General features: G+C 66.0%; 16 protein-coding genes. 6 read left to right on the forward strand and 10 right to left on the reverse strand.

The window, feature by feature from the left end; translation table 11 throughout:
* Window positions 1-70: 70 nt before the first annotated feature.
* Window positions 71-1,003, reverse strand: coding sequence for a histone deacetylase family protein (locus tag ACFPAH_RS14505; protein WP_379746673.1), 933 nt, complete (start codon window positions 1,001-1,003; stop codon window positions 71-73).
* Between the two features lie 217 nt (window positions 1,004-1,220).
* Between ACFPAH_RS14505 and ACFPAH_RS14510 the strand changes: the two genes are divergently transcribed.
* The 5 genes from ACFPAH_RS14510 to ACFPAH_RS14530 all read left to right on the forward strand — a co-directional run bounded on the left by ACFPAH_RS14510 (window position 1,221) and on the right by ACFPAH_RS14530 (window position 7,198).
* Entirely contained in the window at window positions 1,221-2,141 is a 921-nt protein-coding gene (locus ACFPAH_RS14510; RefSeq protein ID WP_379746675.1) for an AAA family ATPase, read from the forward strand.
* A 10-nt stretch (window positions 2,142-2,151) separates the two neighbouring features.
* Complete coding sequence (locus tag ACFPAH_RS14515; protein ID WP_379746677.1) at window positions 2,152-3,168, forward strand: DUF58 domain-containing protein; 1,017 nt, start codon at window positions 2,152-2,154, stop codon at window positions 3,166-3,168.
* A complete protein-coding gene (locus ACFPAH_RS14520; protein WP_379746679.1) occupies window positions 3,165-5,198 on the forward strand; it encodes a transglutaminase TgpA family protein in 2,034 nt (677 codons plus the stop codon). Before ACFPAH_RS14515 ends, ACFPAH_RS14520 begins: the two co-directional genes overlap by 4 nt.
* Window positions 5,195-6,430, forward strand: coding sequence for a lytic murein transglycosylase B (gene mltB, locus ACFPAH_RS14525; protein ID WP_379746681.1), 1,236 nt, complete (start codon window positions 5,195-5,197; stop codon window positions 6,428-6,430). The genes ACFPAH_RS14520 and mltB overlap by 4 nt, the downstream gene beginning before the upstream one ends.
* Window positions 6,431-6,853: 423 nt before the next feature.
* Window positions 6,854-7,198 carry a hypothetical protein gene (locus tag ACFPAH_RS14530; RefSeq protein ID WP_379746683.1) on the forward strand — a complete coding sequence of 115 codons (345 nt, stop codon included), beginning with the start codon at window positions 6,854-6,856 and terminating at the stop codon, window positions 7,196-7,198.
* A gap of 145 nt (window positions 7,199-7,343) precedes the next feature.
* Here ACFPAH_RS14530 and cysM read toward each other — a convergent pair whose 3' ends face one another.
* The 3 genes from cysM to ACFPAH_RS14545 all read right to left on the reverse strand — a co-directional run bounded on the left by cysM (window position 7,344) and on the right by ACFPAH_RS14545 (window position 10,282).
* Complete coding sequence (gene cysM / locus ACFPAH_RS14535) at window positions 7,344-8,246, reverse strand: cysteine synthase CysM (protein WP_379746685.1); 903 nt, start codon at window positions 8,244-8,246, stop codon at window positions 7,344-7,346.
* Between the two features lie 168 nt (window positions 8,247-8,414).
* Window positions 8,415-9,791 carry a M20/M25/M40 family metallo-hydrolase gene (locus ACFPAH_RS14540; RefSeq protein WP_379746687.1) on the reverse strand — a complete coding sequence of 459 codons (1,377 nt, stop codon included), beginning with the start codon at window positions 9,789-9,791 and terminating at the stop codon, window positions 8,415-8,417.
* A 122-nt stretch (window positions 9,792-9,913) separates the two neighbouring features.
* Complete coding sequence (locus ACFPAH_RS14545) at window positions 9,914-10,282, reverse strand: ComEA family DNA-binding protein (RefSeq protein WP_379746689.1); 369 nt, start codon at window positions 10,280-10,282, stop codon at window positions 9,914-9,916.
* Between the two features lie 179 nt (window positions 10,283-10,461).
* Here ACFPAH_RS14545 and ACFPAH_RS14550 point away from each other — a divergent pair, with 179 nt between their 5' ends.
* Window positions 10,462-11,220: a hypothetical protein gene (locus ACFPAH_RS14550; protein WP_379746691.1), complete on the forward strand. Its 759-nt coding sequence runs from the start codon at window positions 10,462-10,464 to the stop codon at window positions 11,218-11,220.
* A gap of 150 nt (window positions 11,221-11,370) precedes the next feature.
* Here ACFPAH_RS14550 and rfaE1 read toward each other — a convergent pair whose 3' ends face one another.
* From rfaE1 to cmk, 6 genes are all read right to left on the reverse strand, one after another.
* The gene (gene rfaE1 / locus ACFPAH_RS14555; protein ID WP_379746693.1) at window positions 11,371-12,348 is read right to left on the reverse strand and encodes a D-glycero-beta-D-manno-heptose-7-phosphate kinase; all 978 of its coding nucleotides are present in this window, start codon (window positions 12,346-12,348) and stop codon (window positions 11,371-11,373) included.
* An 11-nt stretch (window positions 12,349-12,359) separates the two neighbouring features.
* Complete coding sequence (gene lapB / locus ACFPAH_RS14560) at window positions 12,360-13,535, reverse strand: lipopolysaccharide assembly protein LapB (RefSeq protein ID WP_379746695.1); 1,176 nt, start codon at window positions 13,533-13,535, stop codon at window positions 12,360-12,362.
* A gap of 33 nt (window positions 13,536-13,568) precedes the next feature.
* Entirely contained in the window at window positions 13,569-13,877 is a 309-nt protein-coding gene (locus ACFPAH_RS14565) for a LapA family protein (RefSeq protein WP_379746697.1), read from the reverse strand.
* 156 nt (window positions 13,878-14,033) lie between these two features.
* Window positions 14,034-14,339 carry an integration host factor subunit beta gene (locus ACFPAH_RS14570; protein ID WP_056344442.1) on the reverse strand — a complete coding sequence of 102 codons (306 nt, stop codon included), beginning with the start codon at window positions 14,337-14,339 and terminating at the stop codon, window positions 14,034-14,036.
* 30 nt (window positions 14,340-14,369) lie between these two features.
* A complete protein-coding gene (gene rpsA / locus ACFPAH_RS14575) occupies window positions 14,370-16,076 on the reverse strand; it encodes a 30S ribosomal protein S1 (RefSeq protein WP_379746699.1) in 1,707 nt (568 codons plus the stop codon).
* 108 nt (window positions 16,077-16,184) lie between these two features.
* Window positions 16,185-16,847 carry a (d)CMP kinase gene (cmk, locus tag ACFPAH_RS14580; protein WP_379746701.1) on the reverse strand — a complete coding sequence of 221 codons (663 nt, stop codon included), beginning with the start codon at window positions 16,845-16,847 and terminating at the stop codon, window positions 16,185-16,187.
* Window positions 16,848-16,863 lie beyond the last annotated feature (16 nt).

The raw sequence follows: 16,863 nt of genomic DNA on the forward strand, positions 1-16,863 counted from the left end.
GAGTCACGCACGATTGAACGAAACGGGAGGGATTGTGTGGCGGATTCGCAAAAGCGACGCAGGTCTGCTTTTAATCAAGTTCCGAAAGAACTTTTAGGTGTGCAACGACGCTGCGCGCCAGGGCCGACAGGTCATAGCCGCCCTCGAGGCAGCTGACGATGCGGCCGTTCGCGTGTTCGCGCGCCACTGTCATGACCGCGCGCGTGATCCAGGCGTAGTCGGCCTCGACCAGCGCCATGCCGCCCATGTCGTCGTCGCGGTGGGCGTCGAAACCGGCCGAAATGAAGATCATTTGCGGCCGGTGCGCATGCAGCGCCGGCAGCCAGTATTCCTGGACCACCTGGCGCACCACATCGCCGCCGCTGCCGGCCGGCACCGGCACGTTGACGTGGGTGGCGGTGATCGGCTCGGGCGCGGTGAACGGATAGAACGGGTGCTGGAAGAAGCTGGCCATCAGCACGCGCGGGTCGTCGCGGAAGGATTCGGCGGTGCCGTTGCCGTGGTGGACATCGAAATCGACGATGGCGATGCGTTCCAGGCCATGGGCTTCGAGCGCGTGGCGCGCGGCGATCGCCACGTTATTGAAAAGGCAAAAGCCCATCGGCTCGGTGCGGCGCGCGTGGTGGCCGGGCGGGCGGATCGCGCAGAAGGCATTCTCGAGCTCGCCCGCAAGCACCGCATCGGTGGCCGCCAGCGCGGCGCCGGCGGCGCGCAGGGCGGCGGTGTAGCTCGCATGGCACAGCAGGGTGTCGCCGTCGAGCGGATAGACCTCGCCGGGCGCCTGCGGGGTGTTGTCGCGCACCAGCGCCAGCGCGCCTTCGCTGTGGTTGCGCAGCACGGCCGGCAGTTCGGCGAGCGGCGCCAGGCGGCGTTCGACCAGGCCCTCGATCCGGGCCAGAATCAGTTGATCGTCGATCGCCTGCAGGCGCGCGGGCGACTCCGGATGCCAGTCGCCCATGTCGTGCTTGAGGCAGTCGGGATGGCTGTAGATGGCTGTGCTCATGTGGTGCGGTGGCGGTGCGCTCGTTGGTGCGCTGGTTGCGATCGGGGAAGGTTATTCAAATACGGCCAACAGCTTGTTACTCAGCCATACACCAGGACGCGCCGTTCTCGCATAGAATCATCCGAACACTTGTCGCGGCATGACAGCAAGGCTTGTCCATGGCGTTAATCTACCATGTCGACCGCAGCACCGCACCATTGGCTATCGGAACCCAACCATGTTCAACAAACTGCACGCCGCCGCCCGCCAGGTCAACCAGGTGGTGGTCGGCAAGGAGCAGCAGGTGCGCCTTGCCTTTACCTGCCTGCTGGCCGGCGGCCACCTCCTGATCGAAGACGTGCCCGGCGTCGGCAAGACCACGCTGGCGCATGCCCTGGCCCTGTCGCTCGGCCTGAAGTTCAACCGCGTCCAGTTCACCAGCGATTTGCTGCCCGCCGACGTGGCCGGGATCTCGGTCTACGAGCGCGAAAAGAACGGTTTCACCTTCCACCCGGGACCGATCTTCACCCAGGTGCTGCTGGCCGACGAGATCAACCGCGCCACGCCCAAGACCCAATCGGGCCTGCTCGAGGCGATGGAGGAGCGCCAGGTCAGCATCGACGGCATGACCCGTCCCCTGCCCGCGCCGTTTTTCGTGATCGCCACGCAAAACCCGGCGCACCAGGTCGGCACCTTCCCCCTGCCCGAGTCGCAGCTCGACCGCTTCCTGATGTGCCTGTCGCTGGGCTACCCGGACGCGGCCGCCGAGCGCGCCCTGCTGATGGGCGAAGACCGGCGCGCGCTGCTGCGCGAACTGCAGGCGACGATGAACCCGGCCGAGCTGGCCGATGCCCAGGGCGCGCTGCGCGCCATCCATGCCTCGAACGCGCTGATCGACTACGTGCAGGCGCTGGCCCAGGCCTCGCGCAGCGGCACCCTGTTCGCCGAGGGGCTGTCGCCGCGCGCCGCGATCGCGCTGCTGCAGGCCGGCCGCGCCTGGGCGGCGCTCGAAGGGCGCGACCACGTGCTGCCCGAAGACATCCAGGCGGTGCTGGTGCCGGTCTGCGCGCACCGCCTGCGCCCGCTCAAGGCGGCCCAGGGCATGGCCCTGGCCAGCCGCGAGCTGGTGCTGCAACTGCAAAAATCGGTGCCGGTGTAAGGACCTCGGGATGGCGCAGGCGCACACCACGGCCGGGCCGATCGGCGACTGGCTTCGCCGCCGCAGCATGGGCTGGCGGCGCTCGGCCAGGAGCGACAAGGGCGAGCTGTTCCTCGGCCAGCGCCGCATCTACATCCTGCCGACCGGGCCGGGGCTGGGCTTCGGCGGCCTGCTGCTGGTGCTCCTGATCGGCTCGATCAACTACAACCTGGGCCTCGGCTTTGCCCTGACCTTCCTCGCCCTCTCGTGCGCGCTGGTCGACCTGGTGCTCACCTGGCGCAACCTGGCGCACCTGCGCCTGAAGCCGGTGCGCGCCGCGCCCGTGTTCGCCGGCCAGGAAGCGCTCTTCGAGCTGCAGCTGGTGAATACGACGGCGCGCGAGCGCTATGCGGTCTGGATCGAAGTCGCCGATGTCGCGAATTTGCGGGAGGCGCGCCACGCGGTCGACGTCCCCGCGCTCGGCAGCACTACCGTGCGCCTGGCCCTGCCGACCGAGGCGCGCGGCTGGCTCGACGCGCCGCGCCTGACCCTGTCGACCCGTTTTCCGCTCGGGCTGTTCCGCGCCTGGAGCTACTGGCGTCCCGACCTGCGCACGCTGGTGTACCCGTTTCCCGAACAAGGCGCGCCGCCGCTGCCGCACAGCGCCGGCAGCGGCCTCGAAGGCGGCGGCCGCGCCGGCGAAGACGATTTCGCCGGGGTGCGCCCCTACCGCGCCGGCGACCCGCTGCGGCGCCTGGCCTGGCGCCAGATCGCCCGGCTCGACCCGCTCGACGGCGGCCAGCTGGCAACCAAGCATTTCGAGGGCGGCGCGCGCGACGAACTGGTGCTGGACCTGGCCAGCCTGCCCCCCCAGCTCGACCTCGAACTGCGCCTGTCGCGCATGACGCGCTGGGTGCTGGACGCCGAAGGGCGCGCCCTGCCCTATGCCTTCCGCCTCGGCGACCAGGCGTATCCGGCGGCCGGCGGCGCCGCGCATGCCGCCGCCTGCCTGCGCGCGCTGGCCCTGTACGGCGGGGGCGCCCGGTGAAGGCGCTGCTGGCGCGCCTGACCGCCCTGCCACGTCTTTCGCGTGATAAGGCCGACACCCTGCTGCTGCTCGCCAGCGCGGTGCTGGTGCTGGCGCCGCACGCGGCGCACCTGCCGCCCTGGATCTCGCTGCTGTGCGCCGCCACCCTGCTGTGGCGCGCCGCGATCACGCTGCAGGGCAAGCGCATGCCCTCCTCGCTGCTGCTGCTGCCGCTGGCGGCGCTCGCCATGGCCGGCGTCGCCCACAACTACCAGACCCTGCTCGGGCGCGATGCCGGCGTCGCGATGCTGGTGCTGCTGGTGGCGTTCAAGATGCTCGAGATGCATGCGCGGCGCGACCTGTTCGTGGTCGTGTTCCTGTGCTTCTTCCTGGTGCTGACCAATTTCTTCTACGAGCAGGGCGTCGGCAGCGCGCTGCTGATGGCGCTCTCGGTGCTGGCCCTGCTCACCGCCCAGATGAGCTTCCAGTTCAGCGGCGCGGTACCGCCGCTGCGCCAGCGCTTCCTGATGAGCGCGCGCCTGCTGGCCCTGGCCACGCCGCTGGCGCTGGCCCTGTTCTTCCTGTTCCCGCGCCTGGAGGGACCCTTGTGGGGCCTGCCCGGCGATGCCGCCAGCGCGCGCTCGGGCCTATCGGAGACGATGGCACCCGGCACGATGGCGAGCCTGGCCCAGTCCACCGAGCCGGCCTTCCGCGTGCGCTTCGACGGCGCCCCGCCGCCGCAGGAGCAGCTGTACTGGCGCGGCCCGGTGCTGGGCGACTACGACGGCCGCACCTGGACCCGCGCCAGGGCGGCGCGCCCGCCGGCCGCCGGCACGGGGCCCTTGCCGCAGTCGCTCGCGCTGTCGGTGAGCGGCGCGCCGATCGGCTACGAGATCACCCTCGAGCCCTCGCGCGGCCGCTGGCTGTTCGCGCTCGAGATGCCGCAACGCCTGCCCGAACTGGACGGCAACCTGGCCCAGGTGTCGGGCGAATTCGAACTCACCACCGCCTTGCCGGTCGAGGCCAGGCTGCGCTACCGGCTCGCTTCCTTCGTCGACTACCGGCTGCAGGCGCCGGGCGTGCCGGACGACGCCGGCCAGTGGCTGCAACTGCCGGGCAACGGCAACCCGCGCGCGCTGATGGCCGGGCTGGCGCTGCGCGCGGAACCCGATCCGCGCCAGCGCGTCGTGGCGGTCCTCAACAGTTTCCGGCGCGAGAACTACGTCTATACGCTCAGCCCGCCCCTGCTCGGGCGCGACGCCGTCGACGGCTTCCTGTACGGCAGCCGCGCCGGCTTCTGCGAGCATTTCGCCGGCAGCTTCGTGTTCCTGATGCGCGCGGCCGGGGTGCCGGCGCGGGTCGTCACCGGCTACCAGGGCGGCGAACTCAACCCCATCGACGGGTTCGTGACCGTGCGCCAGTCCGATGCCCATGCCTGGGCCGAGGTCTGGCTCGAGCGGCGCGGCTGGGTGCGGGTCGACCCGACCGCGGCGGTGGCCCCGGAGCGGGTGCGGCGCGGCCTGGACCAGGCGCTGCCGCCGGCGCCGGCCTTCGGCCTCGACGGACTGGGCCGCCTGATGCGGCTCGATGCCGACAGCCATCCGTGGCTGGCGCAGCTGCGCTACGCGGCCGGCGCCCTCAACAACGGCTGGAACCAGTGGGTGCTGAACTACTCGCCGCAGCGCCAGCGCAGCCTGGTCGAGCGGGTACAGGCGTCGCTGCTGGACTGGCGCCTGCCGCTCGGCGTGGCCGTCCTGGCAACTGTGTTGCTGCTCCTGAGAACTTTACGGCGCCGTCGGGAAATTGATCCGATCGATGCGCTATACTCGGCCCTATGCGCGCGCCTGGCCCGGATGGGTCTGGCGCGCTCGGCAGACGAGAGCCCGTCCATGTATGCCGCGCGGATTACGGCAAGCGGCCAGCTGGCCCCGCCCGTGCAGGCAGCGACGGCAGAGTTCCTGGCCCGCTACGGCGCCTGGCGTTATGCGCCGCGCCGCGACCACGCTCCTCTCGCCGCGACCCTGAAGCGCTTACTTTCGCAGGTTAGATGAAATCGTTCGTACCACTTCTCGCAGCACTCTTCCTCGCAGCAGCACCTCTCCCTGACGCCGCCGCGGCCACCAAGAACGAGCCGGCCAAGACCCGCGCCGAACAAGCCAGGACGGCCAAGGCCAAGGCGGCCAAAGCCAAGCCCGCCAAGGCCAAACCCGCCAAGCCGGCCAAGGCCAAGGCAGCGCCCGTCGTGAAGAAGGCGGCAGCGCCGGTGGCCGCTGCCGGCGCCATCGATTACGCGGGCGAGCAAGTCAATTTCGCCGAATGGCAGGCCGTGCGCGAGTTCATCGACGAGATGGTCGTCAAGCACGGCCTCGATCGCAGCGAACTGGAAATCCTGATGCGCCAGGCGCGCTTCGTCGAATCGGCGGTGCAGCTGGTCAAGCCGGCGCCGCCGGGCAAGCCGAAGAACTGGCAAGCCTACAGCGATCGCTTCATCGAACCGATCCGCATCAACGCCGGGGTGCGCTTCTGGAACGAGAATGCCGAAGCCCTGGAGCGCGCGCAAGCGACCTACGGCGTGCCGGCCGAGATCATCGCCGGCATCATCGGCGTGGAAACCGTGTATGGCCGCGACACCGGCCGCTTCCGCGTGATCGATACCCTGACCACGCTCGCCTTTGCCTATCCGGAAGCGCCGAACCAGGCGGCCCGTGCCGTGTTCTTCCGTAGCGAGCTCGAGAACGCCCTGCTGCTGGCGCGCCACGAAAAGATCGATCCGTTCTCCTTGCTCGGTTCCTTTGCCGGCGCCGTCGGGCTGCCGCAGTTCATGCCCGGCAATATCCTGAAATACGGCGTCGACTTCGACGGCGACGGCCACGTCGACCTGCGCGGCTCGACCAGCGACGCCATCGGCAGCGTCGCTAACTTCCTGATCGAACACGGCTGGAATCCGCGCGATACCGGGCCCGCCGTGTTCCAGGCGGACGTCGCGCCGCACCAGAAATGGGAAAGCCTGCTCGATCGCGGCCTGGCCGCCACCCTGCGTCCCGACGAACTGCTGGCAGCCGGCGTGGTGACGGACGTGCCGCTGCCGCCCGGCCGCCTGTACGGCCTGGTCGACCTGCAAAACGGCGCCGAGCCGACCGAATACTGGGCGGCGACCGATAACTTCTTTGCCATCACCAAGTACAACCGGAGTTATTTCTACGCCATGTCGGTCATCGACCTGGGCCGTGCCGTGCGCGAAGCGCGCGCGCGCGCAGCTATTGCAGCGATGGAAACTTTGTAACAGGTTGTAACCACCTGCGGCGTCCTCTGCCGCAGTGCAGCACGCTTCACACCGGGTACTCCCCCGGTGTATCCCTCCTGGCGCAGTTTCTGTACTCTATGGAAACATTCATGCGTCGGGCATACTCCCCGTTATCTTATCAATCCGGCATACTTTCTTGAAACGTGCGGCGCGCAACACGTGTTTCCCTTAAACTTCAGTTTAATGAAAAAACAATTATTTTTTCAGTGAGTTTGTGAGAGAATTGCATTGCGGCTATTGTTGCGATTAGACAACAGAGTCAATACTTCGCACCGAATTCTATTGCTCATAAGTACTAGAGCCTAAAATAGTTGTACAATTGAGTAGATTTTTTCGAAAGAACTTCCGGAATCGAAACGCCGCTAGCGACTTTCCGTAACCCACATAGGAATTTTTGAAATCATGACAAACCAAGTCGGCATTGATATGAACAGCGATGCGGAGTCGGATGAACTGTTGCAATACAACCCGAACCGTCTGCTGGACACCCTGATCGAGAACCTGCGCCTGAAGAACGACGCAGCGCTGTCGCGTGCACTGGAAGTGGCACCGCCGGTCATCTCGAAGATCCGCCACCACCGCCTGCCGGTCGGCGCTTCGCTGCTGATCCGCATGCACGAAGTGAGCGACCTGTCGATCCGCGACCTGCGCTACCTGATGGGCGACCGCCGCAACAAGTTCCGCATCAGCGACAAGCAGTTCAAGCCAAAAGAAGGCGCAGCGCCTGCCGGCAACAGCGGCGAGTAATCGCGCTGTGTCCCGGCCACGCGCCGGGGCCATCCTGGCTGCATTGCAGCAAACGGGATACGGAAAGACGCATCGGACGACCATCCAGGCGTCATGAAAAAACGGGGCATTGCCCCGTTTTTTTATTGCCCGTCCAGTGGCAGGCTCAGGCCGGGAACACGCCCGTCGACAAATACCGGTCGCCGCGGTCGCAAACGATGAACACGATGGTCGCATTCTCCACGGTCTGCGAAATGCGCAGCGCCACTTCGCAGGCGCCGGCGGCGGAAATGCCGCAGAAGATCCCCTCCTCGGCCGCCAGCCGGCGCGCCATCTGCTCGGCCGCTGCCTGGCTCACGTTTTCCACCTGGTCCACGCGCGACTTGTCGAAGATCTTCGGCAGGTAAGCCTGCGGCCACTTGCGGATGCCGGGGATCGACGAGCCTTCCTCGGGCTGGGCGCCGACGATGCGCACCGCCTCGTTCTGCTCCTTCAGGTAGCGCGACACGCCCATGATGGTGCCGGTGGTGCCCATGGCGCTGACGAAATGGGTGATGCGCCCGTCGGTGTCGCGCCAGATCTCCGGCCCGGTGGTCTCGTAGTGGGCGCGCGGGTTGTCCTGGTTGCCGAACTGGTCCAGGATGATGCCCTTGCCTTCCTTTTGCATCTGCTCGGCCATGTCGCGCGCGTATTCCATGCCGCCCGTCTTCGGCGTCAGCACGATCTGGGCGCCGTAGGCGGCCATGCTCTGGCGGCGCTCGATCGACAGGTTGTCCGGCATCAGGAGCAGCATCTTGTAGCCGCGGATGGCGGCGGCCATCGCCAGCGCGATGCCCGTGTTGCCCGAGGTGGCCTCGATGATGGTGTCGCCCGGCTTGATCTGGCCGCGTTCCTCGGCATGCTTGAGCATCGACATCGCGGCGCGGTCCTTCACGGACCCGGCCGGGTTGTTGCCTTCGAGTTTACCGAGGATGATGTTGTTGCGCGCGGCAGCGTCGGCGCCCGGCAGGCGCACCAGTTGTACCAGCGGAGTATTGCCGATCGTATCTTCGATGGTCTTGTAGGCCATGGTTGCTCTCTTGCAGTTCTTAAGCTGCCATTTTAATCCGAGAAGCAATCAGGCGTATTGGGAGGGGTCGGTAAGCGCCGGGCTTGGAGCGCGTGGAGTCAGGAGCGGTTCGCCGCCCGCTCCACCCTACGTAGGGTGGAGTCCCCGACTCCACGCGTTGACCACCTATTAACGCAGCGGCAGCGGATAGGTCGCCACGCTCACGTTGCCATCCTTGTCGAGCGCCTGCACGCCGAAGAAGTAATTGTCCTTCGACAGGTTGATGGTGGCCTCGTTGACGTTGCCGACCGACTTGGCGCCCTGCCAGACGGGGGAGGTCGTTTCGCGCCAGACGACGCGGTAGCCGGCCACATCCGGTTCGGCGTTCGCCTGCCAGACCAGGGTCGTGTCGTTGGTCAGCTTGTCGGTGCGGACCTTGACCTGCTGCGGCGCGGCCGGGGCCAGGGCCAGCGAGGCCAGCGTCGCCGCATTCACCTTCGCCACCTTGCCGATGTAGTCGAAATCGACGAACTCGGTCAGGTCGCCATAGACCTTGCCGTTTTCGGTGCGCAGGTTCTGGTGCTGGTGCGCGAAGTCCTCGTTCGGCTCGGTGAAGCGCAGCGCGGCGTAGCCCTGCTCCAGGAAGGGCATGTGGTCGCCGCCGCGCAGGTAGCGGTCGTGGCGGTGGATCACGTTGACCTTGAAGCCTTTGACGTAGCGCTCGCCCTGCTCCTTGGTGTGGCGCGCGAGCTGGCGCGAGATCGAATCGCTCTCGCCGCCGGTGGCCAGCAGTGCGCGCACGGCCTCGCTCATTTCCTTGGTGGCGGGCACGCTTTGCGAGAACAGGCGCACCTGCTTGTTGTCGATGCGGCCGTCGTCGGCGCGCGAGCTGCCGATGATGTCGTTGGTGAACATGCCGGCGACGTTCAGGTTGTTCGCGCGTGCCTGTTTCGCCCAGTGGCCGGCGCCCAGCAGGCCCTGCTCTTCGGCGGCGACGGCCATGAAGACCAGCGTGGCGTCGAACTTGTGCTTGGCCATGACGCAGGCCATTTCCATCACCGCCGCCGTGCCCGAGGCGTCATCGTTGGCGCCCGGCGCCGCGCCGCTCGCGTCCATCACGTCGGTATTGCGCGAATCGTAGTGGCCGCTGACGACGTACAGGCGGTTCTTCGAGGCCTCCTGCGTGCCGGGCAGCGTGGCGACCACGTTGACGATCTCGGTCGGGCGCGAGATGCGCGCCGAGACCGGGGCGATGTGGCTGTCGAAGGCCACCTGCAGGGCGGTGCCGGCGCCGCAGCGCTCGAGCTCGGCCTTGATCCAGCGCCGCGCGGCGCCGATGCCGCGCGTGTCGGACACGGTGTCGGACATCGTGTGGCGGGTCTCGAAGCTGACCAGCTTGCGCACATAGGCCTCGATCCGCTTGGGCGAGATCTCGGCGACGATCTTCTCGATCTGGGGCTGGCGGCGGGAAACGTCGGGAGCAGCGGCGGGAGCAACAGCGGCAGCGGCGGCGCTGCCGGCAAACAGGGCGGCGATCAGGCCGGCGGTAAGGCGAATGGGAGGCATGAGAATCCTTGGAATCGTTGCGCTTCAAGCAAGCAACATATCTTCTCATGCATGCCCCGCCGCCTGCAGTATTTACATGCAAATATTCCTGGCGGCGGGGCCGTTTTCCGCGACCGGCCGCCTTAGGTGGCTGCCTTGACGTCGGCCGGTTTGGCCTTGGGCTCTTTCGTGGCCGGGGCTGCCTTGGCGGCCTTGCTCGGCGCCGGCGCGGCGGCCGCGCCTTCCTTGGCCTTGCCGTTCACCTGCAGGCCGGCTTCGGACAGCTTGGCCGCCTTCTTGTCGCCGACGCCCTTGACGCGTTTCTGGAAGTCGGCCCAGTCCTTGAACTCGCCCTTGCTGCGCTCGTCCAGGATCGTTTTCGTCATGCTCGGGCCGACGCCCTTGACACCATTGAGCGCGGCCTCGTCGGCCTTGTTGACGTCGACCTGGGCAAAGGCAAAGCCGGCCGAGGCGACCAGCATGGCAACGGCAAGCATCAGTTTCTTGATCATCGATTCTCTCCATGTTCGGGAAGTGGACGGCGGATGCCGGCCACCAGCGCTTAACGGCCCAAAGCCGAGCCTGTTGACGCCGTACGCTTGAGCCCAATCAAGCGAGACTGTGCGGGGAAACCGACAATTGCCGGCCTCGATGTTGAGCTTTTTGCAAAAGCGTGAAAGGATGACAGTCCATGAGATGCGATCCCACGCCCGCCATGCGCCCAATCCGGCTCTTTCCGCTGCTGTTGCTGTGTTGCGCCCTGTGCGCGGCGCCGGCCCGGGCCGAAGCGCCGCCCGAACCGATCCAGACGGTCCAGGTCACGGGCACGCGCACCCGCCTGGTCCCCTACGCCGACCTGTTCTACCCGATGGCCAAGGCGGTCCAGCAGGCGCTCGGCGGGCGCGCCGCGCTGGCCGTCCAGTTGCGCGCGACGCGCCAGGGCGTGCGCACCGACGACCTCGAAATCTGGCTCGAAGGCGAGCGCGACATGGTGGCGGTGCGGCCGGAACGCAGCGGCGTCTACGTGGTGCCGGTGATCGACCAGCTTGCGCAGGAAAAAGGACACTTTCTCATCAATAAACGCAAGGAAGACCTGTCGGTCAACCTGGTGCTGGTGCCCCTCACGGCGGCCGACGGCTGGACCATCGGCGGCGTGCGCAGCCTGCTGGCCGATGCGCGCGGCTCGGTCGGTCGCCTGTTGCCCTGGTATCAGAAGCCCGTGGTGTGGCTGGTGACGCGCAAGCTCAGCGTGGCCGTGTGCAGCCGCCTGCGCGACGCAGCCGTCACCCTGGTCGACGGCGGGCAGGTCGTCGCGACGCTGCCGGCCAGCGAGGAGCTGCGCAACTATGCGAACGAGACGGTGTTTTGCCGCAGCTTCGACGGCGATGAGGCGTATCCGGCGGCGAGCCGGCTGGTGCTGCCGCAGGATGCGGAGGTGTTGTTGATGTGAGGGGCGTCGGCGGCGGGCTGGGCTTACGCGGACCGACGCATGCGGTCCGTGTATTTCGCACCCGAGGCCCGCAGAGCTCGCCGAACGAGCACCACGGCTTTGCCCAGCCGGCCGGCCGATCAAGCGCCGCAGCGGTGGGCGGAGCCCACCCTACGCGGCAAACAATTCCTCGCGGGTGACGGTCGCCGTGCCGAGCTTGCCGACCACGATGCCCCCTGCCCGGTTCGCCGTCGCCAGCGCCACGTCCAGCGGGGCGCGGGCGCCGAGCATCGCGGCCATGGTGGCGATCACGGTGTCGCCCGCGCCCGACACGTCGAACACCTCGCGCGCGTCGGCGTGCACGTGCAGCACCTGGTCCGCGGTGTACAGGCTCATGCCCTCTTCCGATCGGGTCAGCAGCAGGGCTTCCAGGCCCAGCTCGACGCGCAGGCCCTGGGCTTTGCTGGTCAGTTGCTCCTCGCTCTTCCAGTTGCCGACGATGCGGCGCAGTTCGGACTTGTTGGGCGTGAGGATGGTGGCGCCCGCATACGGCGAGAAATCGTCGCCCTTGGGGTCGACCATCACGATCTTGCCGGCCTCGCGGGCGGCGCGGATCATCTCGGCCACGTTGACCAGGCTGCCCTTGTTGTAGTCGGAGAAAATCAGCACGTCGTAGTCCGGCAGCAGCGCGCGGAACTGGGTCAGCTTGTCGCGCAAGACGTTTTCGGTCGGCGCGTCCTCGAAGTCGATGCGCACCATCTGCTGCTGGCGCCCGATGACGCGCAGCTTGATGATGGTGGAGATCGCCTCGTCGCGCTTGAGGTAGCTGTGGATGCTCGAATCGCGCAGCAAGGCTTCGACCGAGGCGCCGGCTTCGTCGGCCCCGACCACGCCCAGCAGGCCGCTGTGGGCGCCCAGCGCGGCCGCGTTGCGGGCGACGTTGGCGGCGCCGCCGAGACGCTCCTCGCGCCGCTCGATGCGCACCACCGGCACCGGCGCTTCCGGCGAAATACGCGACACGTCGCCGAACCAGTAGCGGTCGAGCATCACGTCGCCCACCACCAGCATGCGGACGTTGTCGAGCCTCGGTGCGGCCGTGTGGAGGTAGTCTGCGCCCGAGAGCAGGCGGCTTGCGGTATCAGTGCTCATGTTCGATGCATTCAGTTCATGACGTTCAGTTCTTCCGTGCGGCGCGGCGGATAGGTTTCCCAGTTGCTGCAGCCCGGGCATTGCCAGTAGTACTGGCGCGCCTTGAAGCCGCAATGGCTGCACTGGTAGCGCGCCAGCTTGGTCGTGTAGCCGTGGATCAGGTTCTTCACCATCGACAGCTCTTCCCAGATGTGGGCCGGCGCGTCCATCAGCCGGGCCTCGAGCAGCTTGTCCAGTCCCAGCAAGGTCGGGTTGCGGCGCAGCTCGTCGACCACCAGCTGTTTGGCAGCGTCGACGCCGTCGAGTTCAATCATGGCCTTGAAGACGACATCGATCAGGTCGATCGAGGACGCTTCGGCCAAATACGAGCGCAGCAGGTTGACGCCTTCCTGGGGCCGGCCGACGCGGCGGTAGGCGTCCATCAGGCGCCCGGCAACCAGCGCCACGTGCGGCACGCTTTGCTGTTCGACCCGCTTCCAGGTCGTGATCGCGGCCTCGGCATCGCCTTTGGCCAGCAGCGCGTCGCCCAGCAGCATGGTCGCGCGCACGCTGTTGCGGTCGGCGTGCAGGGCCTTGTCGAGCAGGGCCAGGGCGTCCGCCTGGTCGCCGCGCACGAGGGCGTCGTGCGCCAGTTCGCAATAGAACTGGGCAATTTCCTTTTGGCGGGCGCCGGCGCCCGAGGCTTGCAGGCCGCTGGCGGCCTCGATCGCGCGGCCCCATTCCTTTTCGCGCTGGTAGATTTCGAGCAGGGCGCGGCGTGCCTGGACGCTGTACGAACTGTCGACCAGGCCGTTGAAGGTTTCTTCGGCGCGGTCGAGCAGGCCCGCCTTCAGGTAGTCCATGCCGAGCTCGTACTGGGCCTGGGTGCGCTGCTCCAGGGGTAAATCGGGCCGCGCCAGCAGGTTCTGGTGGACGCGGATGGCGCGCTCGATCTCGCCGCGCCGGCGGAACAGGTTGCCAAGCGCAAAGTGCATGTCGGCCGTTTCAGGGTCGAGCGTGACGATCTCGATGAAGGCGTCGATCGCCTTGTCGGGCTGGTCGTTCAGCAGCAGGTTCAGGCCCTTGAAATAGGCCCGCGGCAAGGTGCGCGATTCGGACAGGAGTTGCTTGATGTCGACCCGGGCGGCGATCCAGCCGAGGCCAAAGAAGACGGGGACGGCGAGCAGCCACCAGATTTCAAATTCCATGGAGTTGTTATTGTTAAGTTTTGAAAGGCACGCTTAGCGCGGGCTGAGCGGGACCGCGTCGGCGGCGGGCTGGGCCGCGCCGGTGCCGGCCGCGGTCTGCAGCGCCTGCACGGTGTGCTTGTGCTGCGAGGCTTCGCGGCGGTGACGGAACACGGTCGGCGTCAGGGCCAGGATGCCGAGGGCGGCGCCGGCGATGAAGAAGGCCAGCAGCATCAGCACGAGCGGGCCGCGCAGTTCGTAACCGAGGAAAAAGTTCAGGTCGACTTCCTGCGTGTTCTTCAGTGCGAAGCCGAAAAACAGGACGAAGAGGATAAATCCCGCGATGGTGGAAACAAATTTCATCAGATGGGCCTGGCGGTGGGAGATGCAAAGGCGCAGTGTCGCATATCCGCACGTTTATTTCAAAGTTGAGGTCCGTTTGCCGACGGGTATCTGCGCCGACGAAAAAAAACGGCGCCCAATGGACGCCGTTTCTGTGCCTGCACGTGGCAGAGGACTTCAGTCTTCGATGATCGGTTGCCCGACCATCGCGTCGACCCGTTCGCGCAACTGCTTGCCCGGCTTGAAGTGCGGCACCCGTTTTTCGGGCACCATCACCTTGTCGCCGGACTTCGGATTGCGGCCGATGCGGGGCGGGCGGCTGTTGAGCGCAAAGCTGCCGAAACCACGGATCTCGATGCGCTGGCCGGTCGCCAGGGCGTTCGTCATCGCGTCGAGGATGGTCTTGACAGCATACTCGGCATCCTTGGCGACCAGCTGAGAATAACGCTCAGCCAGTCTTGCAATCAGCTCGGACTTGGTCATCTGGTCGCCTCAGTTAGCTAGACTTCTTGCTTAGTTCTTATTATCGAACTTGGCCTTCAGCAGGGCGCCCAGGCTGGTGGTGCCGGTCGCTGCGCTGTTGTCCGAAGCCAGCTTGCTCATCGCTTCCTGGGTCTCGACATTGTCTTTCGCCTTGATCGACAGCTGGATGCTGCGAGCCTTGCGATCGATGTTGATGACCAGGGCTTCGACCTTGTCGCCGACCTTCAGGTGGGTGCCGGCATCTTCAACGCGGTCACGCGAGATTTCCGAAGCGCGCAGGTAGCCTTCGACTTCTTCGTTCAGGGCGATGACGGCGCCTTTCGGCTCAACCGACTTGACCGTACCGGTGACCAGCGAACCCTTGTCGTTCAGGGCTGCGAAGTTGTTGAACGGGTCGCCTTCCAGCTGCTTGACGCCCAGCGAAACACGCTCGCGCTCGACGTCGATGGCCAGAACAACGGCTTCCAGCTCGTCGCCCTTCTTGAAGCGGCGCACTGCTTCTTCGCCGGCTTCGGTCCACGACAGGTCCGACAGGTGCACCAGGCCATCGATGTTGCCTGGCAGGCCGATGAACACGCCGAAGTCGGTGATCGACTTGATCGAACCACGGACCTTGTCGCCCTTCTTGTGGGTCATGCCGAAGTCGTCCCATGGGTTCGCCTTGCACTGCTTCATGCCCAGCGAGATACGGCGACGCTCTTCGTCGATTTCCAGGACCATGACTTCGACTTCGTCGCCCAGCTGCACGACTTTGTTCGGGGCCACGTTCTTGTTGGTCCAGTCCATCTCCGACACGTGCACCAGGCCTTCGATGCCCTGCTCGACTTCGACGAACGCGCCGTAGTCGGTGAGGTTCGTGACTTTACCGAACAGGCGGGTGCCTTGCGGGTAACGACGCGACAGGCCGGTCCATGGATCGTCGCCCAGCTGCTTGACGCCCAGCGAGACGCGGTTCTTTTCCTGGTCGTACTTGAGGACCTTGGCGGTGATTTCCTGGCCAACCGACAGCACTTCCGACGGGTGACGCACGCGACGCCATGCCAGGTCGGTGATGTGCAGCAGGCCGTCGATGCCGCCCAGGTCGACGAACGCGCCGTAGTCGGTGATGTTCTTGACGACGCCGGTGACGACGGTGCCTTCCTTCAGCGTTTCCATCAGCTTCTGGCGCTCTTCGCCCATCGATGCTTCGATGACGGCGCGGCGCGACAGGACGACGTTGTTACGCTTGCGGTCGAGCTTGATGACCTTGAATTCGAGGGTCTTGCCTTCGAATGGGGTGGTGTCCTTGACCGGACGGGTGTCAACCAGCGAACCCGGCAGGAATGCGCGGATGCCGTTGGTCAGGACGGTCAGGCCGCCTTTGACTTTACCGTTGACGGTACCGGTGACGATTTCACCCGATTCCATTGCTTTTTCCAGAGCCAGCCACGATGCCAGGCGCTTGGCCTTGTCGCGCGACAGGATGGTATCGCCGAAACCGTTTTCCAGCGATTCGATGGCCACGGAAACGAAGTCGCCAATCTGGACTTCCAGTTCGCCCTGGTCATTCTTGAATTCTTCGACCGGAATGAAAGCTTCCGACTTCAGGCCGGCGTTGACGATCACGAAGTTGTGATCCAGGCGCACGACTTCAGCGGAAATGACTTCGCCCGAGCGCATATCTTGACGCGACAGCGATTCCTCGAAGAGGGCTGCGAAGCTTTCCATACCGGAATCTTGGGTGGTTGCAGTAGACATAGATAATTTACATGTTAGCCAGCAGGACCGTCGATGGTGCGGTTCTGAACTGGGTCAGGTTAAAACAACACCCCCGCGATCGAACGCAGGGGCACTCTTACAGCATTTTTACAACAACGCGTGCCAATGCAGCACTTGTTCCACTGCTTCGTCGACCGACATGTCGGAGGTATCGAGGATGTACGCGCCCTCTGCCGGGACCAGCGGGGCGACGGTGCGATGGGTATCGCGTTCGTCGCGCGCCTGCAAATCCGCCAGCAGATCGTCCATGTTAGCAGAAATTCCTTTGCCAATCAATTGCTTATATCGGCGTTCGGCGCGTGCTTCGACACTTGCCGTCAAAAATACTTTTAGCCTGGCATGCGGGAAGATCACGGTCCCCATGTCGCGCCCGTCGGCCACCAGGCCGGGCGCCTTGCGAAAGCCCAGTTGCAGGTCGTAGAGGGCCTGGCGCACGCTCGGGAAGGCCGCGATTTTCGAGGCATTGTTACCCACTTCCTCGGCCCGGATCGCCGCCCCCACCTCTTCCTCGCCGAGGAAGATGTCGCCGTTCGCAAAGCGCGCCGGCAGGGCCTGGGCCCGCTGCGCGACCGCCTGCTCGTCGTCCAAGGCGATGCCGGCCCGCATGGCGGACAGGGCCGTCAGGCGGTACAGGGCGCCCGAATCGAGCAGGTGGTAGCCGAGCCGCTCGGCGACGCGCGCGGCGACCGTGCCCTTGCCGGAGGCGGTCGGGCCATCGATGGTGATGACGGGGATGTGGGAATTAGGCATGTTCTTGTCTCGGTAC

Origin of the sequence: Massilia sp. GCM10023247, from assembly GCF_042653325.1 — a bacterium.
GTDB lineage: Bacteria > Pseudomonadota > Gammaproteobacteria > Burkholderiales > Burkholderiaceae_D > Telluria.

Bases quoted from the DNA above. Each gene is read 5' to 3' on its own strand.
- cmk (WP_379746701.1), bottom strand. From the start codon at position 16,847: ATGCCTAATTCCCACATCCCCGTCATCACCATCGATGGCCCGACCGCC.
- lapB (WP_379746695.1), bottom strand. From the start codon at position 13,535: ATGGAATTTGAAATCTGGTGGCTGCTCGCCGTCCCCGTCTTCTTTGGC.
- rfaE1 (WP_379746693.1), bottom strand. From the start codon at position 12,348: ATGAGCACTGATACCGCAAGCCGCCTGCTCTCGGGCGCAGACTACCTC.
- ACFPAH_RS14515 (WP_379746677.1), top strand. From the start codon at position 2,152: ATGGCGCAGGCGCACACCACGGCCGGGCCGATCGGCGACTGGCTTCGC.
- ACFPAH_RS14530 (WP_379746683.1), top strand. From the start codon at position 6,854: ATGACAAACCAAGTCGGCATTGATATGAACAGCGATGCGGAGTCGGAT.
- ACFPAH_RS14570 (WP_056344442.1), bottom strand. From the start codon at position 14,339: ATGACCAAGTCCGAGCTGATTGCAAGACTGGCTGAGCGTTATTCTCAG.
- ACFPAH_RS14550 (WP_379746691.1), top strand. From the start codon at position 10,462: ATGAGATGCGATCCCACGCCCGCCATGCGCCCAATCCGGCTCTTTCCG.
- ACFPAH_RS14540 (WP_379746687.1), bottom strand. From the start codon at position 9,791: ATGCCTCCCATTCGCCTTACCGCCGGCCTGATCGCCGCCCTGTTTGCC.
- rpsA (WP_379746699.1), bottom strand. From the start codon at position 16,076: ATGTCTACTGCAACCACCCAAGATTCCGGTATGGAAAGCTTCGCAGCC.
- ACFPAH_RS14505 (WP_379746673.1), bottom strand. From the start codon at position 1,003: ATGAGCACAGCCATCTACAGCCATCCCGACTGCCTCAAGCACGACATG.
- ACFPAH_RS14545 (WP_379746689.1), bottom strand. From the start codon at position 10,282: ATGATCAAGAAACTGATGCTTGCCGTTGCCATGCTGGTCGCCTCGGCC.
- ACFPAH_RS14510 (WP_379746675.1), top strand. From the start codon at position 1,221: ATGTTCAACAAACTGCACGCCGCCGCCCGCCAGGTCAACCAGGTGGTG.
- mltB (WP_379746681.1), top strand. From the start codon at position 5,195: ATGAAATCGTTCGTACCACTTCTCGCAGCACTCTTCCTCGCAGCAGCA.
- cysM (WP_379746685.1), bottom strand. From the start codon at position 8,246: ATGGCCTACAAGACCATCGAAGATACGATCGGCAATACTCCGCTGGTA.
- ACFPAH_RS14565 (WP_379746697.1), bottom strand. From the start codon at position 13,877: ATGAAATTTGTTTCCACCATCGCGGGATTTATCCTCTTCGTCCTGTTT.